This window comes from Pantoea sp. S-LA4 (assembly GCF_054482835.1).
Window position 1 is genome coordinate 568,609 of the sequence record NZ_JBTLRC010000002.1, and the last position, 20,118, is coordinate 588,726.

Below are 20,118 nucleotides of genomic sequence, written 5' to 3' on the forward strand. Positions count from 1 at the left end.
CGGCTGCGAAGTCGTGACACTATCGTGTCCCCTTCGTCTAGCGGTTAGGACTCCGCCCTTTCACGGCGGCAACAGGGGTTCGAATCCCCTAGGGGACGCCACTTGCTTGGTGACAGGTGAAAGGTGTCTCCACGAAGTATCTCAAAACCGATTCGGCTGCGTAAGCAGCGGAGCCGCGTTTGAGATATTTGCTCTTTAACAATCCGGAACAAGCTGAAAATTGAAACGACATGTCGTTTTCATTCTCCGTAATAAGAATGAAAAACACGATGTGTTCGAGTCTCTCAAATGCTTGCAACACGCAGCGTTGAAAAACGCCTGTGGGTTGTGAGGTTAAGCGACTAAGCGTACACGGTGGATGCCCTGGCAGTCAGAGGCGATGAAGGACGTGCTAATCTGCGTAAAGCGACGGTAAGGTGATATGAACCGCTACAGCCGTCGATGTCCGAATGGGGAAACCCGGTGCACTCAGTGCATCATTGCAGCATGAATACATAGTGCTGCAAGGCGAACCGGGGGAACTGAAACATCTAAGTACCCCGAGGAAAAGAAATCAACCGAGATTCCCCCAGTAGCGGCGAGCGAACGGGGAGCAGCCCAGAGCCTGAATCAGCTTGTGTGTTAGTGGAAGCGTCTGGAAAGTCGCAGGGTACAGGGTGATACTCCCGTACACAAAAACACACATGCTGTGAGCTCGATGAGTAAGGCGGGACACGTGGTATCCTGTCTGAATATGGGGGGACCATCCTCCAAGGCTAAATACTCCTGACTGACCGATAGTGAACCAGTACCGTGAGGGAAAGGCGAAAAGAACCCCGGCGAGGGGAGTGAAACAGAACCTGAAACCGTGTACGTACAAGCAGTGGGAGCCTCTTTATGGGGTGACTGCGTACCTTTTGTATAATGGGTCAGCGACTTATATTCTGTAGCAAGGTTAACCGTATAGGGGAGCCGCAGGGAAACCGAGTCTTAACTGGGCGTTAAGTTGCAGGGTATAGACCCGAAACCCGGTGATCTAGCCATGGGCAGGTTGAAGGTTGGGTAACACTAACTGGAGGACCGAACCGACTAATGTTGAAAAATTAGCGGATGACCTGTGGCTGGGGGTGAAAGGCCAATCAAACCGGGAGATAGCTGGTTCTCCCCGAAAGCTATTTAGGTAGCGCCTCGTGAACTCATCTTCGGGGGTAGAGCACTGTTTCGGCTAGGGGGCCATCCCGGCTTACCAACCCGATGCAAACTGCGAATACCGAAGAATGTTATCACGGGAGACACACGGCGGGTGCTAACGTCCGTCGTGAAGAGGGAAACAACCCAGACCGCCAGCTAAGGTCCCAAAGTCATGGTTAAGTGGGAAACGATGTGGGAAGGCACAGACAGCCAGGATGTTGGCTTAGAAGCAGCCATCATTTAAAGAAAGCGTAATAGCTCACTGGTCGAGTCGGCCTGCGCGGAAGATGTAACGGGGCTAAACCATGCACCGAAGCTGCGGCAGCGACGCTTAGGCGTTGTTGGGTAGGGGAGCGTTCTGTAAGCCGTCGAAGGTGTGCTGTGAGGCATGCTGGAGGTATCAGAAGTGCGAATGCTGACATAAGTAACGATAAAGCGGGTGAAAAGCCCGCTCGCCGGAAGACCAAGGGTTCCTGTTCAACGTTAATCGGAGCAGGGTGAGTCGACCCCTAAGGCGAGGCCGAAAGGCGTAGTCGATGGGAAACAGGTTAATATTCCTGTACTTGGTGTTACTGCGAAGGGGGGACGGAGAAGGCTATATCAGCCGGGCGACGGTTGTCCCGGTTTAAGCGTGTAGGTGTGTGTTCCAGGCAAATCCGGTTCACTTTACACTGAGGCGTGACGACGAGGCACTACGGTGCTGAAGTGATAAATGCCCTGCTTCCAGGAAAAGCCTCTAAGCATCAGGTAACACAAAATCGTACCCCAAACCGACACAGGTGGTCAGGTAGAGAATACCAAGGCGCTTGAGAGAACTCGGGTGAAGGAACTAGGCAAAATGGTGCCGTAACTTCGGGAGAAGGCACGCTGGCGCGTAGGTGGAGGGACTCGCTCCCCGAGCCGAAGCCAGTCGAAGATACCAGCTGGCTGCAACTGTTTATTAAAAACACAGCACTGTGCAAACACGAAAGTGGACGTATACGGTGTGACGCCTGCCCGGTGCCGGAAGGTTAATTGATGGGGTTATCCGTAAGGAGAAGCTCTTGATCGAAGCCCCGGTAAACGGCGGCCGTAACTATAACGGTCCTAAGGTAGCGAAATTCCTTGTCGGGTAAGTTCCGACCTGCACGAATGGCGTAATGATGGCCAGGCTGTCTCCACCCGAGACTCAGTGAAATTGAACTCGCTGTGAAGATGCAGTGTACCCGCGGCAAGACGGAAAGACCCCGTGAACCTTTACTACAGCTTGACACTGAACATTGAGCCTTGATGTGTAGGATAGGTGGGAGGCTTTGAAGCGCAGACGCCAGTCTGCGTGGAGCCAACCTTGAAATACCACCCTTTAATGTTTGATGTTCTAACGTGGCCCCGTGATCCGGGGTGCGGACAGTGTCTGGTGGGTAGTTTGACTGGGGCGGTCTCCTCCTAAAGCGTAACGGAGGAGCACGAAGGTCAGCTAATCACGGTCGGACATCGTGAGGTTAGTGCAATGGCATAAGCTGGCTTGACTGCGAGAGTGACGGCTCGAGCAGGTGCGAAAGCAGGTCATAGTGATCCGGTGGTTCTGAATGGAAGGGCCATCGCTCAACGGATAAAAGGTACTCCGGGGATAACAGGCTGATACCGCCCAAGAGTTCATATCGACGGCGGTGTTTGGCACCTCGATGTCGGCTCATCACATCCTGGGGCTGAAGTAGGTCCCAAGGGTACGGCTGTTCGCCGTTTAAAGTGGTACGCGAGCTGGGTTTAGAACGTCGTGAGACAGTTCGGTCCCTATCTGCCGTGGGCGCTGGAGAATTGAGGGGGGTTGCTCCTAGTACGAGAGGACCGGAGTGAACGCACCACTGGTGTTCGGGTTGTCATGCCAATGGCATTGCCCGGTAGCTAAGTGCGGAAAAGATAAGTGCTGAAAGCATCTAAGCACGAAACTTGCCCCGAGATGAGTTCTCCCTGACTCCTTGAGAGTCCTGAAGGGACGTTGAAGACGACGACGTTGATAGGCCGGGTGTGTAAGCGCAGCGATGCGTTGAGCTAACCGGTACTAATGACCCGTGAGGCTTAACCTTACAACGCCAGAGGCGTTTTTAAGAGACAGATTTTCAGCTTGTTACCGGATACGTTTGTGTCCTGCGGGCCCGGGTCCGGAGGATTTTGCGCTGAGGCAGGGCGGCAACCGAGCGATACGAAGGAGCATACTGAAGTATGTGACGGAGTAGCGCGAGGGCGGCCAACGCAGCATCAGCACAAAAGACACAGGACAGAGCACAAAGAATTTGCCTGGCGGCTGTAGCGCGGTGGTCCCACCTGACCCCATGCCGAACTCAGAAGTGAAACGCCGTAGCGCCGATGGTAGTGTGGGGTCTCCCCATGCGAGAGTAGGGAACTGCCAGGCATCAAATTCGTTCCTTTTCCCCTGACAAGGAAAAAACAGGAACAGACGGCCATCAGCCAGTTGCTGACAGCTGTGAAAGAATCGGTGGAGCGGTAGTTCAGTTGGTTAGAATACCTGCCTGTCACGCAGGGGGTCGCGGGTTCGAGCCCCGTCCGTTCCGCCACTTAATTGGAAAGCCCTGACTTAACGGTCAGGGCTTTTTCCATTGCGGCGAAGAAAGCTGGCGTGGTCTTACGGCAGCGCTGCGAAAATCTGCAATCGCACGTACAATCGGGCCAGTTAAGGTGATTCTGTCGCCGAACGATCCTCGATCCGCCAGGGTTGATCGGCGGTCCACTCACTGAGAAAATCGATAAAGGCGCGTACCCGCTGACTCAGACCAGTGTCACTGTAATAAACGGCATTAAAGGGCATCTCAACCGGCAAACGCTGCTCTGCCAGCACCTCAATCAGTTCCCCCTCAGCAATTTCGCGATCGATCATATAGTCAGACAGGCAGGCAATGCCGTTACCGTTCAGGCTCAACTGCTTGATGGTTTCACCGCTGTTAGACGCAATTTCCCACCTGATATCGTAAAGTTCGCCATTTTCCTGGGCGACAGGCCAGCGGTTGAGACGTGATGGGTCAGCGAAGCCGAGACAGCGATGTTGAGCCAGATCCGCGACTGTTTTCGGCATGCCGTATTCAGCCAGATAGGCTGGCGACGCAACCAGCTTGCGGTAGCTATTAAACAGCAGTCGTGCGCGCAGCGTAGAATCCGTCAGGCTGCCTGCGCGAATGGCCACATCAACTTTGCGTTCAATAAGGTTGATAAAGCTCTCTGAAGAGATCAGAGAGAGCGTAATTTCCGGATAGCGCGCACGGAACGGTTTGATCATCGGCATCAGTAAATGCAGGATCACCGGCGTCGCGGCATCGATACGCAACAACCCTTTAGGTGCCTGCAGGCTCTCAATCAACTCGCTCTCCGCACGGGTCATCTCTTGCAAAAAGCGTTGCACATGACGGAAATAGCGCTCGCCCTCCTGAGTCAGCGCCAGTTGACGAGTAGTCCGGGTCAGTAACGCAATGCCCAGCTTGCCCTCAAGCTTTTTTATCGTCCGGCTGACAGCAGAGTTCGCCATCTGCATCTGCTCAGCAGCACGACTGAAGCTGCCACTTTCTACTACACTGACAAACACTTTCAGCTCGTCGGAAGACGCCTTCATGACTCCTCTCCGTATAGTGACGTAAAATCGGTTACCGGACCGATAGACTGGGGTGTGAGGCCATTATTTGTCATCATTATAGGGGCTTGTTCAACCTCTGGCCGAATAGCGCGGTGCCTTTTAGCGGGGTAACAGAGCCAGACCGGACAAAAAAGGCGGATTTGCTGACGAAAAGCGGCATGGATTCCGACATTGATCAGCATCCATTGAAACCCCGGTCTAAAATCCCTATAACAGATCAGTGTTATCTGTTTTTGAATCATCAGCCAGGCGGGAAAGTGCGCAAAAAAACTTATGCAATGCGATATGTTGCGGGACAACCAGCGGAACAGATTTTTCCGCCGGGCGCGATGCTACATCTCGGTCAGGGACTGCCACCCGGCGCGCCATTGCCCGCTCATCCCAACCTGAAAGTTCTGGTATGGAATATCTTCAAACAGCAGCGTGCCGACTGGATGTCAGTACTGGAAGGATTCGGCAAAGACGCTCATCTGGTGTTGTTGCAGGAGGCGCAGACCACACCGGAGCTGGTGCAGTTCGCCACCAGCAATTATCTGGCTGCCGATCAGGTGCCCGCCTTTGTGCTGCCTCAGCACCCCTCAGGCGTGATGACGCTGGCTTCGGCTCACCCAGTCTACTGTTGTCCACTGCGCGAGCGTGAGCCGCTTCTCAGGCTGGCAAAATCGGCGCTGGTCACCGCCTACCCGTTACCCACCGGCGATATGCTGATGGTGGTGAACATCCATGCGGTCAACTTTAGTTTAGGCATCGATGTCTACAGCAAGCAGCTGGGACCGATTGGCGAACAGATCATGCACCATCGCGGACCGGTGATCATGGCAGGGGATTTCAATGCCTGGAGCCGCCAGCGCATTAATGCGCTCTATCGCTTTGCCCATCGGATGAAGCTGGAGGAGGTAATGTTTACCGCCGATCATCGCCGCAAAGCATTTGGCCGTCCGCTGGACTTCGTCTTTTATCGCGATCTGGCGGTGAGTGAAGCCTCGGTGCTGGTCACGCGTGCGTCTGACCATAATCCGTTACTGGTGGAGTTTAACCCGAGAGGCTAATCGGTGCGGATGGCGTAAGTTAATCCGGCTGTCGCGGCAGGGCAGGAAGGGTGAACAAGCGGGGCAAATAAAAGAAAAAGGCTGACATTTGTCAGCCTTTTCAACGTATCAGGTATCAGGATTCGCGTTATTATTCACAAACAGCGTTAAGTTATCGCCGGGCTGAATATCTTTCGCATTGTCCAGCACACTGTTCCAGCGCATCACGTCTTTGATATTGACGCCGTGATGCCGTGCAATACTGGCAAGAGAATCACCCTTACGAACACGATAGGTGATGCTGTTGCCGTTATCAGCCAGTCGGGTGCCATTCGAACCGATAGTCAGAGTCTGACCCGGTCGGATATCAGCACCGCGCAGGTTGTTATCCTGCTTCAGTGTGCTCACGCTAACGCCAAGTTTCGAGGCAATCCCTGACAGGGTATCACCCCGTCGCACTTTGTAACCGCCACTGGCGCTGGCTTTCGCCAACTGGGTCGGTTGCACGGCTGCGATATCACCCGATGCCAGTGAGTTACGCAACTTCGCGACGTTGGACTTGGGCACCATAATATAGTGCGGTCCGTTTGGCGCTGTTGCACCGCCTTTGTAGCCAGTATTGAAGCTCTTTAACTTAGTGAGCGACATACCCGCCATTTCGGCAGCCTGCGTCAGTTTAATCTGCTGACCCACTTCCACCCGTGCCAGAGCACGGCTTTCGTTCGGTGTCGGCAGTTTGATACCGTAACGCTTGTTATTCTTGAGCAGCTCACTCAGGGCTAACATTTTCGGCACATACACCGTCGTTTCGCGTGGCAGCGATAAGTGCCAGAAGTCCGTCGGCTTACCGCGCGCCTTATTCTGCTTAATCGCCTTGAGCACCCGCCCTTCACCACTGTTGTAGGCGGCAATGGTCAGTAACCAGTCACCGTCAAACATGGTGTTAAGACGCTGCATCATATCCAGCGCAACTTTGGTGGATGCGACCACATCGCGTCGCCCATCGTAATATTGGTTCTGTTTCAAACCATAGTTTCGACCCGTTGCCGCAACAATCTGCCAGATACCAGCGGCATTGGCGGATGAGGTTGCATGAGGATCAAAAGCGCTCTCCACTATGGGTAGCAGTACCAGTTCCATCGGCATTTTACGTTTCTGTATCTGCTCGACTATCCAGTACATGTACGGCTCTGCCCGTAATGTTACATCGTGGAGATAGCTCTTATTTTTTAAAAATTTTCTTTTTTGTTCGCGGATTGCCGGGTTTTCCGGAATCCCCATCTTCAACTCGTCACTAATGAAACTCCAGAGATCTGCGTCTGCTGCGAGGCCAGTTCCATCTTCCTGCCAACGCGGCGACAAAAACTCGTCTCCGTACTTTCCATTTTCACCTTGACCAGCTGAAGACAGACTCTGGGCATGCTGTTCGGGGATATTGGCGTCATTCCGTGATGCCTGACATCCCACCAGCAAGACCGAGGCGAGTAATATCGCTTTAGCCTTCATGTGTGTGTCAATAGTTCGCTTAAAAGACGAGCAACTATACGTGACGACTTTTCACAACACAACCCGAAAAATCAAAAAGCGTCTTTCTTCTCGCGTAGAACGGCAAATGTTTGCCATACCGGCTCTGCAGGCGAATTAACGCTTAAAGCCCTTTGTAAATCAGGATCTTGCGTACGAAGAAATAAATTTATTGACCGTTCGTGCGCCAGTTTTGTTGGCAAACTAATGCCATTTTCGGCGCGTAAGTCCTTAATTTTCTGATATTCAGCCGTTATTTGCGGGTCATGGGGCAGAATAGCCGCAGCAAACTTCAAATTGGATAAAGTATATTCATGTGCGCAGCAGACCAGTGTTTCGCCCGGTAACTGATTAAGCTTTTGAAAGGAATGGTACATTTGCTCGGCGGTCCCTTCAAAAAGACGTCCACAGCCGCCTGAAAACAGCGTATCACCACAAAAAAGATAAGGTGCGCTGTAATATGAGATATGTCCTAAAGTGTGTCCTGGCGTGGCGATCACCTCAAAGGACAAACCCATTACCTCGACCCGATCACCTTCGCGAACCCGGGTTTTTGCCCCTTTACTGACGGTTTCCTCTGGACCGAAAACCTCAAGCTGCGGGAACTGCTCACACAGCGCTTTTACCCCACCGGTGTGATCGTTATGGTGATGGGTTAACAGAATGGCGACCGGTTGCCAGCCGTTGGCGGCCATTTTTTCCAACACCGGCTGTGCCTCGCCGGGATCGACAATCAGGCATTTCCCGTCATCATCTGTCAGTGTCCAGATGTAGTTATCCTGCAACGCAGGAATACTGGTAAGATTCATCATCACCTCTCGCAGGCCGAAGGAAAAGGAAGAGGGTAACGCATGAAGCCCGCTAAAACACGCCAGATTCTGAATGCGCCGCTCTCATGGCGCGATATGCCATGGGGAGACTATTTTCGTGACGCGCTGACGCAGCAGCTTCAGCCTTACCTCGGAAAGCTATATGGCTTTCATATGCTTAAGCTTGGCAACCTGAGCGCAGAAATCAACACCGAAAACTGCGCTATTTCACATCAGGTCAACGTCGGCAGTGAGGGCGAGCTGTTACAGGTGCTGGCCAATCCGATGCAGCTGCCGTTTGAATCGAAATCCATTGATGCCTGTTTACTGGCGCACACTCTGGCATGGAGTCAGGACCCGCATCGGGTATTACGTGAAGTCGATCGGGTGTTAATTGACGATGGCTGGATGATCATCAGTGGCTTTAACCCATTCAGCCTGCTCGGCGTCAGTAAAATCGTGCCGGGTTTACCGCGCAAAGCGCCGTGGAGCGGCAGGATGTTCAGCCAGATGCGGCTACTGGACTGGCTGGGATTGCTCAATTACGAAGTGGTCTACCGCACCCGCTTTCAGGTGCTGCCGTGGCACCGGCAGGGCGGGAAATTGATCAGCGCCCATCTGCCGGCGCTGGGATGTCTGAATATTGTGGTGGCGCGTAAACGCACCTTCCCGCTGATTCCGACCCGGGCGAAGAAAAGCCTCAGCACCAGTAAAATTCGTCAGACGGTCAACGCCACGCGCCAGTTCCGGCAGAAAGAGGATCAGGATTCGGTTTTATAACCGATGTCATCAAAGGCGGGATTCTCAGCGGCACTGCGCGCCAGTTCATCACAGCGCTCATTTTCCGGGTGACCGGCATGGCCTTTAACCCACTCCCACTGGATTTTATGGGTACTGAGCGCCAAATCGAGACGCTGCCAGAGATCGACATTCTTCACCGGTTTTTTGTCGGCCGTTTTCCAGCCGCGTTTCTTCCAGTTGTGGATCCAACTGGTAATACCCTGACGGACATACTGACTGTCGGTGCTGAGCACCACGTCGCACGGCTGTTTCAGCGCCTCCAGCGAGACAATCGCCGCCATCAGCTCCATCCGGTTATTAGTGGTAAGGTGATAACCGGCGCTGAAGGTTTTCTCATGCTGGCCGTAACGTAAAATGGCACCGTAACCGCCGGGGCCGGGATTTCCAAGACAGGATCCATCGGTGAATATTTCTACCTGTTTGCGCATCTCTGGTAGACTTCCTCTCAAAAACGCTAAGTCTGACATAAAACGGGTCCTATGAGCACTGCAAATAACCGCCAGATCGTACTCGATACTGAAACCACCGGCATGAACATGATCGGGGTGCATTATGAGGGTCACCGCATCATTGAGATTGGTGCGGTCGAAGTGATTAACCGCCGCCTGACCGGTAACAACTTTCATATGTATCTGAAGCCCGATCGGCTGGTGGATCCGGAAGCCTTTGGCGTGCACGGCATTGCGGATGAGTTCCTTGCTGACAAACCGACGTTCAGCGAGATCGCCGATGAGTTTCTCGACTACATCCGCGGCGCTGAGCTGGTAATTCACAACGCGCCGTTTGATATCGGCTTCATGGATTACGAATTTGCCAAACTGCAGCGCGGCATCGAAAAAACCGAAACCTTCTGCAAAATTACCGACAGCCTGGCGCTGGCGCGCCGGATGTTCCCGGGCAAGCGCAACAGCCTTGACGCGCTCTGCTCACGCTATGAGATCGACAACAGCAAACGAACCCTGCACGGCGCACTGCTCGATGCCGAGATCCTGGCTGACGTCTTTCTGACCATGACCGGCGGGCAGACTTCACTCTCATTTTTATCGGAGAGTGAAAGCGCACGCCAGGCGCAGGGCGAAAGCATTCAGCGTATCGTGCGTCCGGCATCCGCCTTACGGGTGGTGACCGCCAGCGATGAGGAGATCGTTGCGCATGAATCGCGTCTCGATTTAGTAATGAAGAAGGGCGGTAGCTGCCTGTGGCGCGGCTGAGATCGATGATTTTGCGGGTAAAATCAACGAGAAGGTGAAAAAACCAGCAAACGATTTCTGCTGCCGGAAAAAGCGTTGACGTGTTAACAGCCTGCCATTAATATTCGCCTCGTTCTCGACGGGGAACAAAGCGCGGAGCGGTAGTTCAGTTGGTTAGAATACCTGCCTGTCACGCAGGGGGTCGCGGGTTCGAGCCCCGTCCGTTCCGCCAATCTCTTTAAAGAAGCCGATTCAGAAATGAATCGGCTTTTTGCTGTCTGCGCGCCAGGCCTTTAGGCGTGCTTAATCCTTCTGCACCGCCACATCACTGCGCCAGGCTGCAACGTCTTCTCCTTCACGCTCGTCACGGGCGATAAAGCGATAACAGCCGGCTGCCAGACCTGCACCGATAAACCAGCTAAAGTTCGCAACCTCATGCAGTGACGGAATAAAACTGATCACCAGACAGATCGCCACCGACGGCAGCAGGGCGCCAATGGCTTTCGGGTTAAAGCCGCCGCGATACCAGTAACGGCCTGCCGGAGTATCATTGAAGAGATCGTCGACATCGATCCGGCCACGTTTAATCAGATAAAAATCAGTCAGCAGGATGCCGAACAGTGGCCCGATAAAGGAGCCCAGCACGTCGAGCGTGTAGTGAATCAGTTCCGGTGACTGGAACAGGTTCCACGGCGTCAGCAGCACCGAACCCACCGCGGCGATCATCCCGCCCGTCCGGAAGCTGATCTTCTGCGGCGAACAGTTAGAGAAGTCGAAGGCGGGTGAAACAAAGTTGGCAACGATGTTGATGCCGATGGTGGCGATGATCATGGTCAGCAGGCCAATCGCCACCGCCAGATCGTTGCCGACCCGGCTGACTGTTTCGATCGGGTCGGTGATCATTTTGCCGAACAGGGACTGCGTACCTGAGACAATCACCACCGTCACAATCGAAAACAGCAGGAAGTTGAACGGTAAACCCCAGCGGTTGCCGCGACGGATCTCCGACATGCTTTTACCGTAGCGTGAGAAATCACCAAAGTTCAGCAGCGGACCGGAGAAGTAAGAGACCACCAATGCGGTGGCGGTAATCATCTGCCAGGTCTGCTCACCCGCCGACAGCGACTTACTGGCAAGGGTGAATGAGATACCATCAAAACCGGTCTTGTATACAATCCAGCCCGCCAGCGCCACCATCACGACATAAACTGCCGGTCCGGCAACATCAATAAAACGCTTAATGGCGCTCATGCCGTGCCAGAACACCATCGCCTGCAGCAGCCACATCGTACCGAAGCAGCACCAGCCCAGCAGCGACAGGCCCAGCCAGCTGCTTTCAGTCATGGATGACAGCGACGGCACAAACTTCAGCAGCACCAGCATCAGGGCGTTGGCGGCTAAATAGGTCTGAATGCCATACCACGCAAAGGCGATCAGGCCGCGAATCACCGCCGGAATATTGGCGCCAAACACGCCAAACGCCTGGCGGCAGATCACCGCGTAAGGTACGCCCGCCATCTGGCTCGGTTTCGCCACCAGGTTGGCGCAGAGCTGCACAATACAGATGCCGACCAGCAGACACAGCAGCACCTGCCAGCTGGCTAACCCCAGCGTAAAGAAGCTGGCAGCCACCACATATCCGCCCATGCTGTGCACATCTGACATCCAGAACGAAAAGATGTTGTACCACGACCAGTTCTGATCGCGGGTCGGTGCCAGGTCGTCGTTACACAGCCTTGGGCTGTAGCTGGCGTTGGCTTCAGAGGCCTTGCTGGCCACCGTTGAATGATTTGGCATGAAACCTGCTCCTCTACCCGGGAATGGAATGAATAATTGCGTGAAACGCTACTGCAGGATTCAGGCCAGATTTGATTTCTTGTATACAAAAATTATTGTTCACGTATACGATATGAGTGCGCACAGTCACCTACCGGAGCGGGTAATGAAGAGTGAAACAGGCCAGAGACAGGCTACCGAACGGCATGATAAAGATGAGGTTATCTACCAGGCGTTGATGAACGCCATCGTTGAACATCAGTTGCCGCCCGGCAGTAAGTTGCCGGAAGAGGCCCTTTCTGCGGTGTTTGGCGTCAGTCGGACCGGGATTCGTAAAGTGCTGCAACGCCTCGCCGCAGTGCAAATGGTCACGCTGACGCCCAAACGCGGTGCACAGGTCACCACCCCAGGCGTCGATGAGGCGCGCGATATTTTTCGTACCCGCAGCTTATTGGAGTGCGCCAATCTGCCTGCGGTGCTGGCGCATCTGCAGGCCCCGCATCTGGCGGCGCTGGCACAACTGATTGAGCAGGAGAATCAGGCGCACGCCGATCGTGACGGCGCGGCCGCGATTCGGTTATCGGCGGCCTTTCATATACAGCTGCAGGCGATCTCAGGTAACCAGGTGCTGACCGGGATCGTAACCCGCCTGACGCAGCGCTCATCGCTGGTGATTGCCGCCTATGGCGCGCCGTGGCAGCACGGCTGTCGCTGCGACGATCACAGCCGGTTGCTCAGCCTGCTGCGGGAACGCGCCTTAGCGCCGCTGACCCAGGCCCTGCAACACCATTTTGATCATATCGTCTCCAGCCTGCACTTTGAGCGCAGTGGCGAGACGCTGCCCGATTTCAGCCGGCTGTTTGGCAGCGACAAAGGAAACGCATCATGAGCCTGATTCAGGTCATCAACCCGAATACCAGCCTGGCAATGACCGAAACCATCGGTCAGGCGGCCCGCGCCGTGGCGGCACCCGGTACCGACATTCTGGCCGTCTGTCCGGCACACGGCGTGCCGTCGATTGAGGGGCACTTCGATGAAGCGATAGCCGCTATCGGCGTGCTGGAGCAGATCAAACTGGGTAAAGCGCAGGGTGTCAGCGGTCATGTCATTGCCTGCTTCGGCGATCCGGGCTTACTGGCGGCGCGGGAGCTGGCCAGCGGGCCGGTGGTGGGGATAGCGGAAGCAGCGATGCACACCGCGACGCTGCTGGCGACGCGTTTCTCGATTGTCACCACGCTGCCACGCACCCTGGTCATTGCGCGTCATCTGCTGCAACAATATGGCTTTACCCATCACTGCGCGGCGCTGCACGCCATCGATCTGCCGGTACTGGCGCTGGAAGATGGCAGCGGTGTTGCGCAGGAGAAGGTACGTCAGCGCTGCATTCAGGCGAAGCGTGAAGATGGCAGCGGGGCGATTGTGCTGGGCTGTGGCGGCATGGCAACACTGGCCGCTTCGTTGACGCAGGAACTCGGTTTGCCGGTGATTGATGGCGTGGGTGCGGCGGTCAAAATGGTGGAGTCGCTGGTGGCGCTGGGCTTTGGCACCAGTAAACATGGCGATCTGGCCTGGCCTTTGCAGAAACCTCTCTCAGGTGCGTTTCAGCATCTAAACTAACGGAACTCTCCCGATTGATCACAGGAAGCGAGTAATGACTGACGCTGCAGAGAAAAAAGAGTACAGCTTTAACAAAAACTATCCGCGCGATTTAATCGGTTATGGCGCTAACCCGCCGCACGCCGCCTGGCCCAACAACGCCCGCGTGGCGGTGCAGTTTGTCCTGAATTACGAAGAAGGGGCGGAAAATAGCGTGCTGCACGGCGATGCCGGCTCAGAGCAATTCCTTTCCGACATCATTGGCGCGGCCAGTTATCCGGATCGCCACATGTCGATGGAGTCGCTGTATGAGTACGGCTCACGCGCGGGTTTCTGGCGCATCCATAACGAATTTCAGAAGCGCGGTCTGCCATTAACCGTGTTTGGCGTGGCGATGGCGCTGGCGCGTCATCCGGAAATCGTTGAGGCGATCAAACAGGCGGATTACGACGTGGTGAGCCACGGCTGGCGCTGGATCCACTATCAGGGCATGGACGCAAAAACCGAACGCCAGCACATGCAGCAGGCGGTGGACGTTTTGCTCGACCTGTTTGGTAAAGCGCCGACCGGCTGGTATACCGGGCGCGACAGCCCGAATACCCGACGTCTGGTGGTGGAGCAGGGCGGTTTCAGCTACGACAGTGATTACTATGGCGACGACCTGCCGTTCTGGACCCAGGTCACCTGCCAGGATGGTACGGTCAAACCGCATCTGATCATCCCTTATACCCTGGAGTGCAACGACATGCGCTTTGCCTCGCCACAGGGCTTCAACACCGCTGAACAGTTCTTCACTTATCTGCGTGATACCTTTGACGTGCTGTATGAAGAGGGCGAAACCGCACCGAAAATGATGTCGGTGGGGATGCATTGCCGCCTGCTGGGCCGTCCGGGAAAATTCCGTGCCTTACAGAATTTCCTCGACCATATCCAGCAGCACGATGACGTCTGGATTTGCAGCCGTCAGCAGATTGCCGATCACTGGATCAAAACGCATCCGGCACCCGACGCGTCCTGATGACTGCAAGGCGTTTCATTCAGCCGTCAGGCCGGATGAAACGCCTCGCCAGCCCGCTTAACTCATCAGGCTTACCTGCGCCGCAACGATGCACCAGCCGTGCGGCAACCGCACCCAGGTTTGCTGCTGGCGGCCGATTTTATCGCTGCCGGCGCGGGTAAACTCGGTGCTGCACACCGCGTAATCTTCGCCAAAGGTGGTGATCACCGTGTTGCGCAGCGTCCGGTCCAGCCCGGCGGAAGGGCGGGCCGCCCGGAATGCGCGGATCTCATCAATGCCATACAAATTCTCACCGGCACCCAGCCGCACGGTACGGGGATCATGCCAGAACAGCGCATCCAGTTCGGCGATATCGTTGCCGATCAGCGCCTGCTCGTAGCGGGTAAACTGCGCCGTCACTTCACTGACTATCTGCGGTAAATTGATCTGTTGAATGTCCATCAGGCTCCTGCCATGTTGATTTGCGCCACGGTGAACCCTTGCTGCTCCAGTACCCAGGCAGCCCGCAGCACCGCGGCTTCATTAAAGGGACGGGCGATTAACTGCAGGCCAATCGGCAGACCGCTTCGGGTCGCCAGCGGCACGGTACAGACCGGCAATCCCAGGAACGAGATCGGCTGCGTCAGCATACCCATGCTGGCTTTGGCGGGCAGTTCCTCCCCATTAATGGTGATCGTTTGCTGTCCAATGGTGATCGCGCTGCACGGCGTCGCCGGGGCAATCAGCAGATCAAACTTGCTGAACAGCGGCAGCACCTGCTGCTGGAAATGGCGGCGGAAACGCTGCGCCTGCAGATACCAGGCGGCGGGCATCATCGCTCCCGCCAGTAAACGCTCGCGCGAGTTGGGCTCAAACTGTTCCGGCATCTGGCGCAAGGCGGGCAGATAAGGCGTGCCGCCTTCCGCCGCCGTCATAATAAAGGCCGCAGAGCGTGCCAGCTCGGCTTCCGGCATCATCACCTCGTCCTGCGCGTTGAGCGCGGCGGCAACAACGGCCACCGCAGCCCGCGCCTCCTCATCACACCATTCACTGAAAAAGCCGCCCAGTACGCCGCAGCGTAGCCCTTCCAGACCCCGGGACAAGCCTGGCAGCGTCGCGGCAGCAGGACGACTGGCCTGAAACGCATCGGCGCTGTCTGCGCCCTGTAGCTGGTCATAGACCAGCGCCAGATCGTCGACCCGACGGGCGAAGGGACCGATGTGGTCAAGGCTGGCGACAAACGGATGGCTGCCGCTACGCGACAGGCGGCCAAAGGTGGGCTTCAGGCCAAAGGTGCCGCACAACGAGGCGGGAACCCGGATCGAGCCGTTGGTGTCAGTGCCAAGTGAAAAATGGACCAGACCGGCCGCCACCGCCGCGGCTGAACCGCCCGATGAGCCACCAGCTACGCGGCTCAGGTCGCGCGGATTACGGGTCGCGCCGTAGTGGCTGTTTTCGGTGGTAAAGCCATAGGCGTAGGCGTCCATATTCAGCATACCCGACAGCGTCGCGCCCGCCTGCCGCAGCCGGTCGATGGCAAAGGCATCGGCACGCGCCGCGGGCCGCTGGCTGAACAGGCTGGCACCGGCCAGCGTACTGTAGCCTGCAACGTCAAACAGGTTTTTTACCGCGTAGGGAATGCCCGCCAGCGGCGGCAGATCTTCACCGCGCTGCCGCTTTGCATCAATACTCTCTGCCTCTTTCAGCATCCGCTGCCCGGTCACCTCAGTCCATGCATTGAGCTGTGGATTGTGCTGCTCAATCGCCTGCAGTGTGGTTTCAGCCACCTCTCTGGCACTGATCTCACCGCTGTGGATCGCCAGCCGTAATGCCTGAATCGAAACGTCGCTCAATTTCATGCCTGATACACTCCCGCGACGTCCAGCCGATCGTCGAGCGGATAAGCCATCAGCGGCTCCGCCATCTGCGCAATTCGCGTGAGCTGGATTAATAACTCTGCGCGCCGGGCGTCATCCAGCTCCAGTTGCAGTATCTGCTCCATATGAGCGATGTAGTGGGTCCAGTCTGGTGAGTTCATGGTGGGCTCCTGTTAAAAACCGGCGGCGCTGCCGTTGCTGCGCGGATCGCTGGCGCCTTCAAACATGCCATTGCTGTGACGCACAATTGCGCCCGCATGGCCGACAAATTCACTGAAGGCCGGCAGCAGTTCGACCTGATGTCCCCACTGGCGCAGCTGCTCTACCGTTTCCGGTGCCAGGCGGCTCTCCAGTTTGAGCGAGTCGGAAGACTGGCCCCAGGTGCGGCCCAGCAGCCAGCGTGGCGCGCTCACCGCCTGCTGCAGCGGCAGGCCCTGAATCACATGACGGGTAAAAATCGCCGCCTGGGTCTGTGGCTGGCCGTCGCCTCCCATCGAGCCATAAACCAGCGTGCGGCCATCTTTCAGCCGCGCAGCCGCGGGATTCAGGGTATGGAACGGCTGCTTGCCAGGGGCCAGCGCCAGTAGATGATCGGGATCGAGACTGAAGGCCGCACCGCGGTTCTGCCAGGTGATACCGGTGCCGGGCAGCACCACGCCGCTGCCAAATTCGTGATAGATACTCTGAATAAACGATACCGCGAGGCCGCTGCTGTCCATCACGCCCATCCAGACCGTATCGCCCGGCCCGCGGCCGTTGCCCCAGGGCGCCGCCTGGCGATCGTCAATCTGGCTGGCGAGCGTGCGAAGATGATCGCTGTCGAGCAGCGCCTGCAAATCTTCGGTAACGTGACGCGGATCGGTGATGTGTTTATCACGCAGCGCAAAGGCTTTTTTGGTCGCCTCAACGATGCGGTGGATAGTCTGCGCTTCAGTGGCGTCGCCCATTTCCAGCACGTCGGTGATGCCCAGGATCGCCAGCGACACCATGCCCTGGGTCGGCGGCGTCATATTCCAGATATCGCCTTCGCTGTGTGACAGATGCAGCGGCGTACAGCGGCGGGCGCGCTGCTGTTGCAGATCCTCAAGGGTGATCGGCATACCCAGCGCTGACAGCTCACTGGCGAGATGGCGCGCCAGCGGACCGCGATAGAAACTGTCGAGTCCCTGTTCCGTCAGCTGACACAGCGTTTGCGCCAGCGCTGGCTGAGTAAAGCGGCTGCCCGGTTGCGGCACATCGCCATCGGGCATAAACGTGGCGGCAAAGCCGGGCTGATGCTGCAACTCGTGGCGGAATGTCGTCGTGGCGGCGGTCTGCGAAGTGGTGACCGGAATGCCATCGGCGGCATAACGAATGGCATCGCGCAACAGACGCGCCAGCGGCAGCGGCGTACCGCCCAGCTCCGCGCCCAGCTGTAACGCTTCCTGCCAGCCGCTGACCGTGCCGGCAACGGTTAATGCGGCTTTCGGACCGCGATGCGGGATCTGTTGATGATCGGCGTAAAAGTCGAAGTGGGCCAGCGATCCGGCGGCGCCGCTGGCATCAATCGCGACAGGATCGCCGCCCGGCGGCATAATCAGCCAGAAGCCGTCGCCGCCAAGGCCATTCATGTGCGGATAGACCACGGCGATGGTTGAGGCCGCCGCCACCATCGCTTCAATGGCGTTGCCGCCGTCACGCAGCACCGCCAGCGCACTTTCACTGGCCAGATGGTGCGGCGTCACCGCCATCCCCTGCGGGGCCATATTGCTTTGATTCATGCTTTTCTCGTTCTGTTATCGGGTGACAGAACGGTATACAAAGCAAGAGCTGTTCCAGTTTTCATTCCGGCCGTTATGACAGCCGCGTTAACCTGGCGCAAATTATGCTAGCTTCAGCTGAAACAAAAGTTACAGGACCTGTTATGCAACAGCTTGATGAACGACTCAGAAGCCACTATTCCCAGCTCTCACCGCAAGAGCAGCGTATTGCTGACTTTGTTTTTGACCATTTTGACGATCTGATCAGCTACAACAGCGCCGAGCTGGCGCGGCTCAGCGGCGTGTCGAAAGCCACCGTCAGCCGGTTGTTCAAACGGCTGGGCTATGAAAAGTACAAAGAGATGCGCGATGAGCTGCGTACCCTGCGACAGAGCGGTATGCCGCTGACCGATAACCGCGATGCGGTGCAGGGCAACACCTTGCTGTCGCGCCACTATAAGCAGGAGATGGCTAACCTGACGCAATGGGTCAATAGCCTGGACGCGCAGCATTTCGGCGAGGTGATCCAGCAGCTGGCGCAGGCAAAACGGGTGTTTATCATTGGGATGCGCAACGCCTATCCAGTGGCGCTGCACCTGCGTCAGCAGCTGATGCAGGCGCGGCCGCAGGTGCATATTCTGCCGCAGCCAGGCCAGACGCTGGCCGAGGAGCTGGTGGATATTACGCCGGACGATATGGTGGTGGTGATGGCGTTCCGCCGTCGCACCCGGATGATTCGCCCGCTGATGCAGCAGCTACAAACCGCCGGCATCCCACTGCTGGCGCTGTGTGAGCCGCAGGCGCAAACGGTGATTGCGCTGGCACGCTGGCAGCTCTGTGCGCCGCTCGACAGCGTCTCGGCCTTTGATAGCTACGCCTCGGCAATGAGCCTGATCAACCTGATCGCCAACGCGCTACTGCATGAAATGCTGGCGCAGGGCCGCCAGCGCATTCATCAGATTGCCGACCTTTACCAGCAGTTTGACGAGCTGGAGCACCGCTAACAGGCACCGTTTTGGTGCCTTGCCCCATTTTAGTACAACCTTTCCCGACGGCGTATCGCGACGGATAACGCCGCTTTTCTCACCATCTCATTGCCACTCCACCTTTTTTCTCCCGCTGCGCTGATTGGCACATTAGTTGCAGATTGGAAGCTAAAGAATCTTTTGTTTCACACAATCTCACCGGGGTGCATAATGAAAAAAGTTTTGATGGCGGTTGCCGCAGCGGCATTACTGATGGCACAGGCAGGCAGCGCGCTGGCCGATCAACTGCAGGATATCCAGCAGCGTGGCGTGATTCGCGTGGCTGTGCCCCAGGATTTCCCGCCGTTTGGATCAGTCGGCACGGATCTGCAACCGCAGGGTTACGACATCGACATGGCGAAGTACCTGGCGAAGCAGATGAAACTTAAGTTACAGCTGGTGCCGGTCAGCAGTGCTAACCGGGTGCCTTATCTGCAAACCGACAAGGTCGATCTGGTGATCTCCAGCATGGGCAAAAATGCTGAACGTGAAAAAGTGATCGATTTCACCCGCGCCTATGCGCCGTTCTTCCTTGGCGTCTTTGGGCCGAAGGGCGAAGAGATCAAATCGGCGGCGGCACTTAGCGGCAAGTCGATTGGCGTCACACGCGGTGCGGTGGAGGATATGGTGCTGAGTGAGGTGGCACCGAAGGACGCCCAGGTAAAACGCTACGAAGATAACAACACCACGCTGTCAGCCTACCTCTCCGGTCAGGTGCAGTATGTGGCGACCGGTAACCTGGTCGTGGCCGCGATTGCCCGCCAGAACCCGGCCAAAGCCCCGGTGGCGCAGTTTATGCTGAAAGATTCGCCCTGCTTTATTGGCCTGAAGAAAGACCAGCCAGCACTGAAAGCGAAGATTGATGCGCTGATTGAGCAGGGTATCAAAGATGGCACCCTGAATAGCCTGTCAGAACAGTGGCTGAAAGCCCCGCTGCCCGCCAGCCTCGGCGCCTGAGGAACGG

The 20,118-nt window shown here is 56.4% G+C and carries 17 protein-coding genes, 3 tRNA genes and 2 rRNA genes; 13 read left to right on the forward strand and 9 right to left on the reverse strand.

Annotated elements, in window-relative coordinates:
* The first annotated feature begins 26 nt into the window (after positions 1-26).
* From ACX3P5_RS03395 to ACX3P5_RS03410, 4 genes are all read left to right on the forward strand, one after another.
* Positions 27-101, forward strand: a tRNA-Glu gene (locus ACX3P5_RS03395).
* Positions 102-331: 230 nt separating this feature from the next.
* A 23S ribosomal RNA gene (locus ACX3P5_RS03400) occupies positions 332-3,236 on the forward strand.
* A gap of 210 nt (positions 3,237-3,446) precedes the next feature.
* Positions 3,447-3,562: ribosomal RNA gene (rrf, locus tag ACX3P5_RS03405) — 5S ribosomal RNA — on the forward strand.
* Between the two features lie 86 nt (positions 3,563-3,648).
* A tRNA-Asp gene (locus ACX3P5_RS03410) sits at positions 3,649-3,725 on the forward strand.
* A 116-nt stretch (positions 3,726-3,841) separates the two neighbouring features.
* On the opposite strand, the gene yafC is transcribed toward ACX3P5_RS03410, so the two are convergent.
* Positions 3,842-4,771 carry a DNA-binding transcriptional regulator YafC gene (gene yafC, locus ACX3P5_RS03415; protein WP_233985225.1) on the reverse strand — a complete coding sequence of 310 codons (930 nt, stop codon included), beginning with the start codon at positions 4,769-4,771 and terminating at the stop codon, positions 3,842-3,844.
* A gap of 278 nt (positions 4,772-5,049) precedes the next feature.
* On the opposite strand from yafC, the gene ACX3P5_RS03420 reads away from it, so the two are divergent.
* The gene (locus ACX3P5_RS03420) at positions 5,050-5,841 is read left to right on the forward strand and encodes an endonuclease/exonuclease/phosphatase family protein (protein ID WP_094120479.1); all 792 of its coding nucleotides are present in this window, start codon (positions 5,050-5,052) and stop codon (positions 5,839-5,841) included.
* 108 nt (positions 5,842-5,949) lie between these two features.
* Here the strand turns inward: ACX3P5_RS03420 and mltD are convergent, their stop codons facing one another.
* Together mltD and gloB are read right to left on the reverse strand one after the other, a co-directional pair.
* Positions 5,950-7,326 carry a murein transglycosylase D gene (mltD, locus tag ACX3P5_RS03425; protein WP_233985224.1) on the reverse strand — a complete coding sequence of 459 codons (1,377 nt, stop codon included), beginning with the start codon at positions 7,324-7,326 and terminating at the stop codon, positions 5,950-5,952.
* Between the two features lie 71 nt (positions 7,327-7,397).
* On the reverse strand, positions 7,398-8,153 hold the full coding sequence (gene gloB, locus ACX3P5_RS03430; RefSeq protein ID WP_233988219.1) for a hydroxyacylglutathione hydrolase: 756 nt from the start codon (positions 8,151-8,153) through the stop codon (positions 7,398-7,400).
* A 42-nt stretch (positions 8,154-8,195) separates the two neighbouring features.
* Between gloB and ACX3P5_RS03435 the strand changes: the two genes are divergently transcribed.
* The gene (locus ACX3P5_RS03435) at positions 8,196-8,933 is read left to right on the forward strand and encodes a class I SAM-dependent methyltransferase (RefSeq protein ID WP_233985223.1); all 738 of its coding nucleotides are present in this window, start codon (positions 8,196-8,198) and stop codon (positions 8,931-8,933) included.
* Here the strand turns inward: ACX3P5_RS03435 and rnhA are convergent.
* Positions 8,915-9,382: a ribonuclease HI gene (gene rnhA / locus ACX3P5_RS03440; RefSeq protein ID WP_233985222.1), complete on the reverse strand. Its 468-nt coding sequence runs from the start codon at positions 9,380-9,382 to the stop codon at positions 8,915-8,917. The genes ACX3P5_RS03435 and rnhA overlap by 19 nt on opposite strands.
* Before the next feature lie 51 nt (positions 9,383-9,433).
* Here rnhA and dnaQ point away from each other — a divergent pair, with 51 nt between their 5' ends.
* Both dnaQ and ACX3P5_RS03450 read left to right on the forward strand, forming a co-directional pair.
* Complete coding sequence (gene dnaQ / locus ACX3P5_RS03445; protein WP_069727889.1) at positions 9,434-10,165, forward strand: DNA polymerase III subunit epsilon; 732 nt, start codon at positions 9,434-9,436, stop codon at positions 10,163-10,165.
* Positions 10,166-10,299: 134 nt separating this feature from the next.
* Positions 10,300-10,376: transfer RNA gene (locus tag ACX3P5_RS03450), tRNA-Asp, on the forward strand.
* A gap of 71 nt (positions 10,377-10,447) precedes the next feature.
* Here ACX3P5_RS03450 and ACX3P5_RS03455 read toward each other — a convergent pair.
* Positions 10,448-11,941, reverse strand: coding sequence for an NCS1 family nucleobase:cation symporter-1 (locus tag ACX3P5_RS03455; protein WP_233985221.1), 1,494 nt, complete (start codon positions 11,939-11,941; stop codon positions 10,448-10,450).
* Between the two features lie 145 nt (positions 11,942-12,086).
* Here ACX3P5_RS03455 and ACX3P5_RS03460 point away from each other — a divergent pair, with 145 nt between their 5' ends.
* Genes ACX3P5_RS03460 through puuE form a run of 3 tightly spaced genes read left to right on the forward strand, consistent with a single transcriptional unit; the run spans position 12,087 to position 14,534 of the window.
* Complete coding sequence (locus ACX3P5_RS03460; RefSeq protein WP_233985220.1) at positions 12,087-12,809, forward strand: GntR family transcriptional regulator; 723 nt, start codon at positions 12,087-12,089, stop codon at positions 12,807-12,809.
* Positions 12,806-13,537 carry an allantoin racemase gene (hpxA, locus tag ACX3P5_RS03465; protein WP_094120433.1) on the forward strand — a complete coding sequence of 244 codons (732 nt, stop codon included), beginning with the start codon at positions 12,806-12,808 and terminating at the stop codon, positions 13,535-13,537. The genes ACX3P5_RS03460 and hpxA overlap by 4 nt, the downstream gene beginning before the upstream one ends.
* Before the next feature lie 34 nt (positions 13,538-13,571).
* Positions 13,572-14,534 (forward strand): allantoinase PuuE, encoded by a 963-nt coding sequence (gene puuE, locus ACX3P5_RS03470; RefSeq protein WP_233985219.1) that lies wholly within the window; start codon positions 13,572-13,574, stop codon positions 14,532-14,534.
* A gap of 57 nt (positions 14,535-14,591) precedes the next feature.
* On the opposite strand, the gene hpxZ is transcribed toward puuE, so the two are convergent.
* From hpxZ to ACX3P5_RS03490, 4 genes are read right to left on the reverse strand one after another with little or no spacing between them, the layout of a single operon-like run.
* The gene (hpxZ, locus tag ACX3P5_RS03475; RefSeq protein ID WP_094120435.1) at positions 14,592-14,975 is read right to left on the reverse strand and encodes an oxalurate catabolism protein HpxZ; all 384 of its coding nucleotides are present in this window, start codon (positions 14,973-14,975) and stop codon (positions 14,592-14,594) included.
* The gene (locus ACX3P5_RS03480; RefSeq protein WP_458968291.1) at positions 14,975-16,372 is read right to left on the reverse strand and encodes an AtzE family amidohydrolase; all 1,398 of its coding nucleotides are present in this window, start codon (positions 16,370-16,372) and stop codon (positions 14,975-14,977) included. Before ACX3P5_RS03480 ends, hpxZ begins: the two co-directional genes overlap by 1 nt.
* A complete protein-coding gene (gene hpxX / locus ACX3P5_RS03485; RefSeq protein WP_233985217.1) occupies positions 16,369-16,551 on the reverse strand; it encodes an oxalurate catabolism protein HpxX in 183 nt (60 codons plus the stop codon). The genes ACX3P5_RS03480 and hpxX overlap by 4 nt, the downstream gene beginning before the upstream one ends.
* Before the next feature lie 12 nt (positions 16,552-16,563).
* Positions 16,564-18,150 (reverse strand): gamma-glutamyltransferase family protein, encoded by a 1,587-nt coding sequence (locus ACX3P5_RS03490; RefSeq protein WP_458968292.1) that lies wholly within the window; start codon positions 18,148-18,150, stop codon positions 16,564-16,566.
* Between the two features lie 143 nt (positions 18,151-18,293).
* Here ACX3P5_RS03490 and hpxU point away from each other — a divergent pair, with 143 nt between their 5' ends.
* Both hpxU and ACX3P5_RS03500 read left to right on the forward strand, forming a co-directional pair.
* Positions 18,294-19,133, forward strand: a complete 840-nt coding sequence (gene hpxU / locus ACX3P5_RS03495; protein ID WP_031374964.1) for a MurR/RpiR family transcriptional regulator HpxU — start codon at positions 18,294-18,296, stop codon at positions 19,131-19,133.
* 192 nt (positions 19,134-19,325) lie between these two features.
* On the forward strand, positions 19,326-20,111 hold the full coding sequence (locus ACX3P5_RS03500; protein ID WP_233985215.1) for a transporter substrate-binding domain-containing protein: 786 nt from the start codon (positions 19,326-19,328) through the stop codon (positions 20,109-20,111).
* Positions 20,112-20,118: the final 7 nt, after the last annotated feature.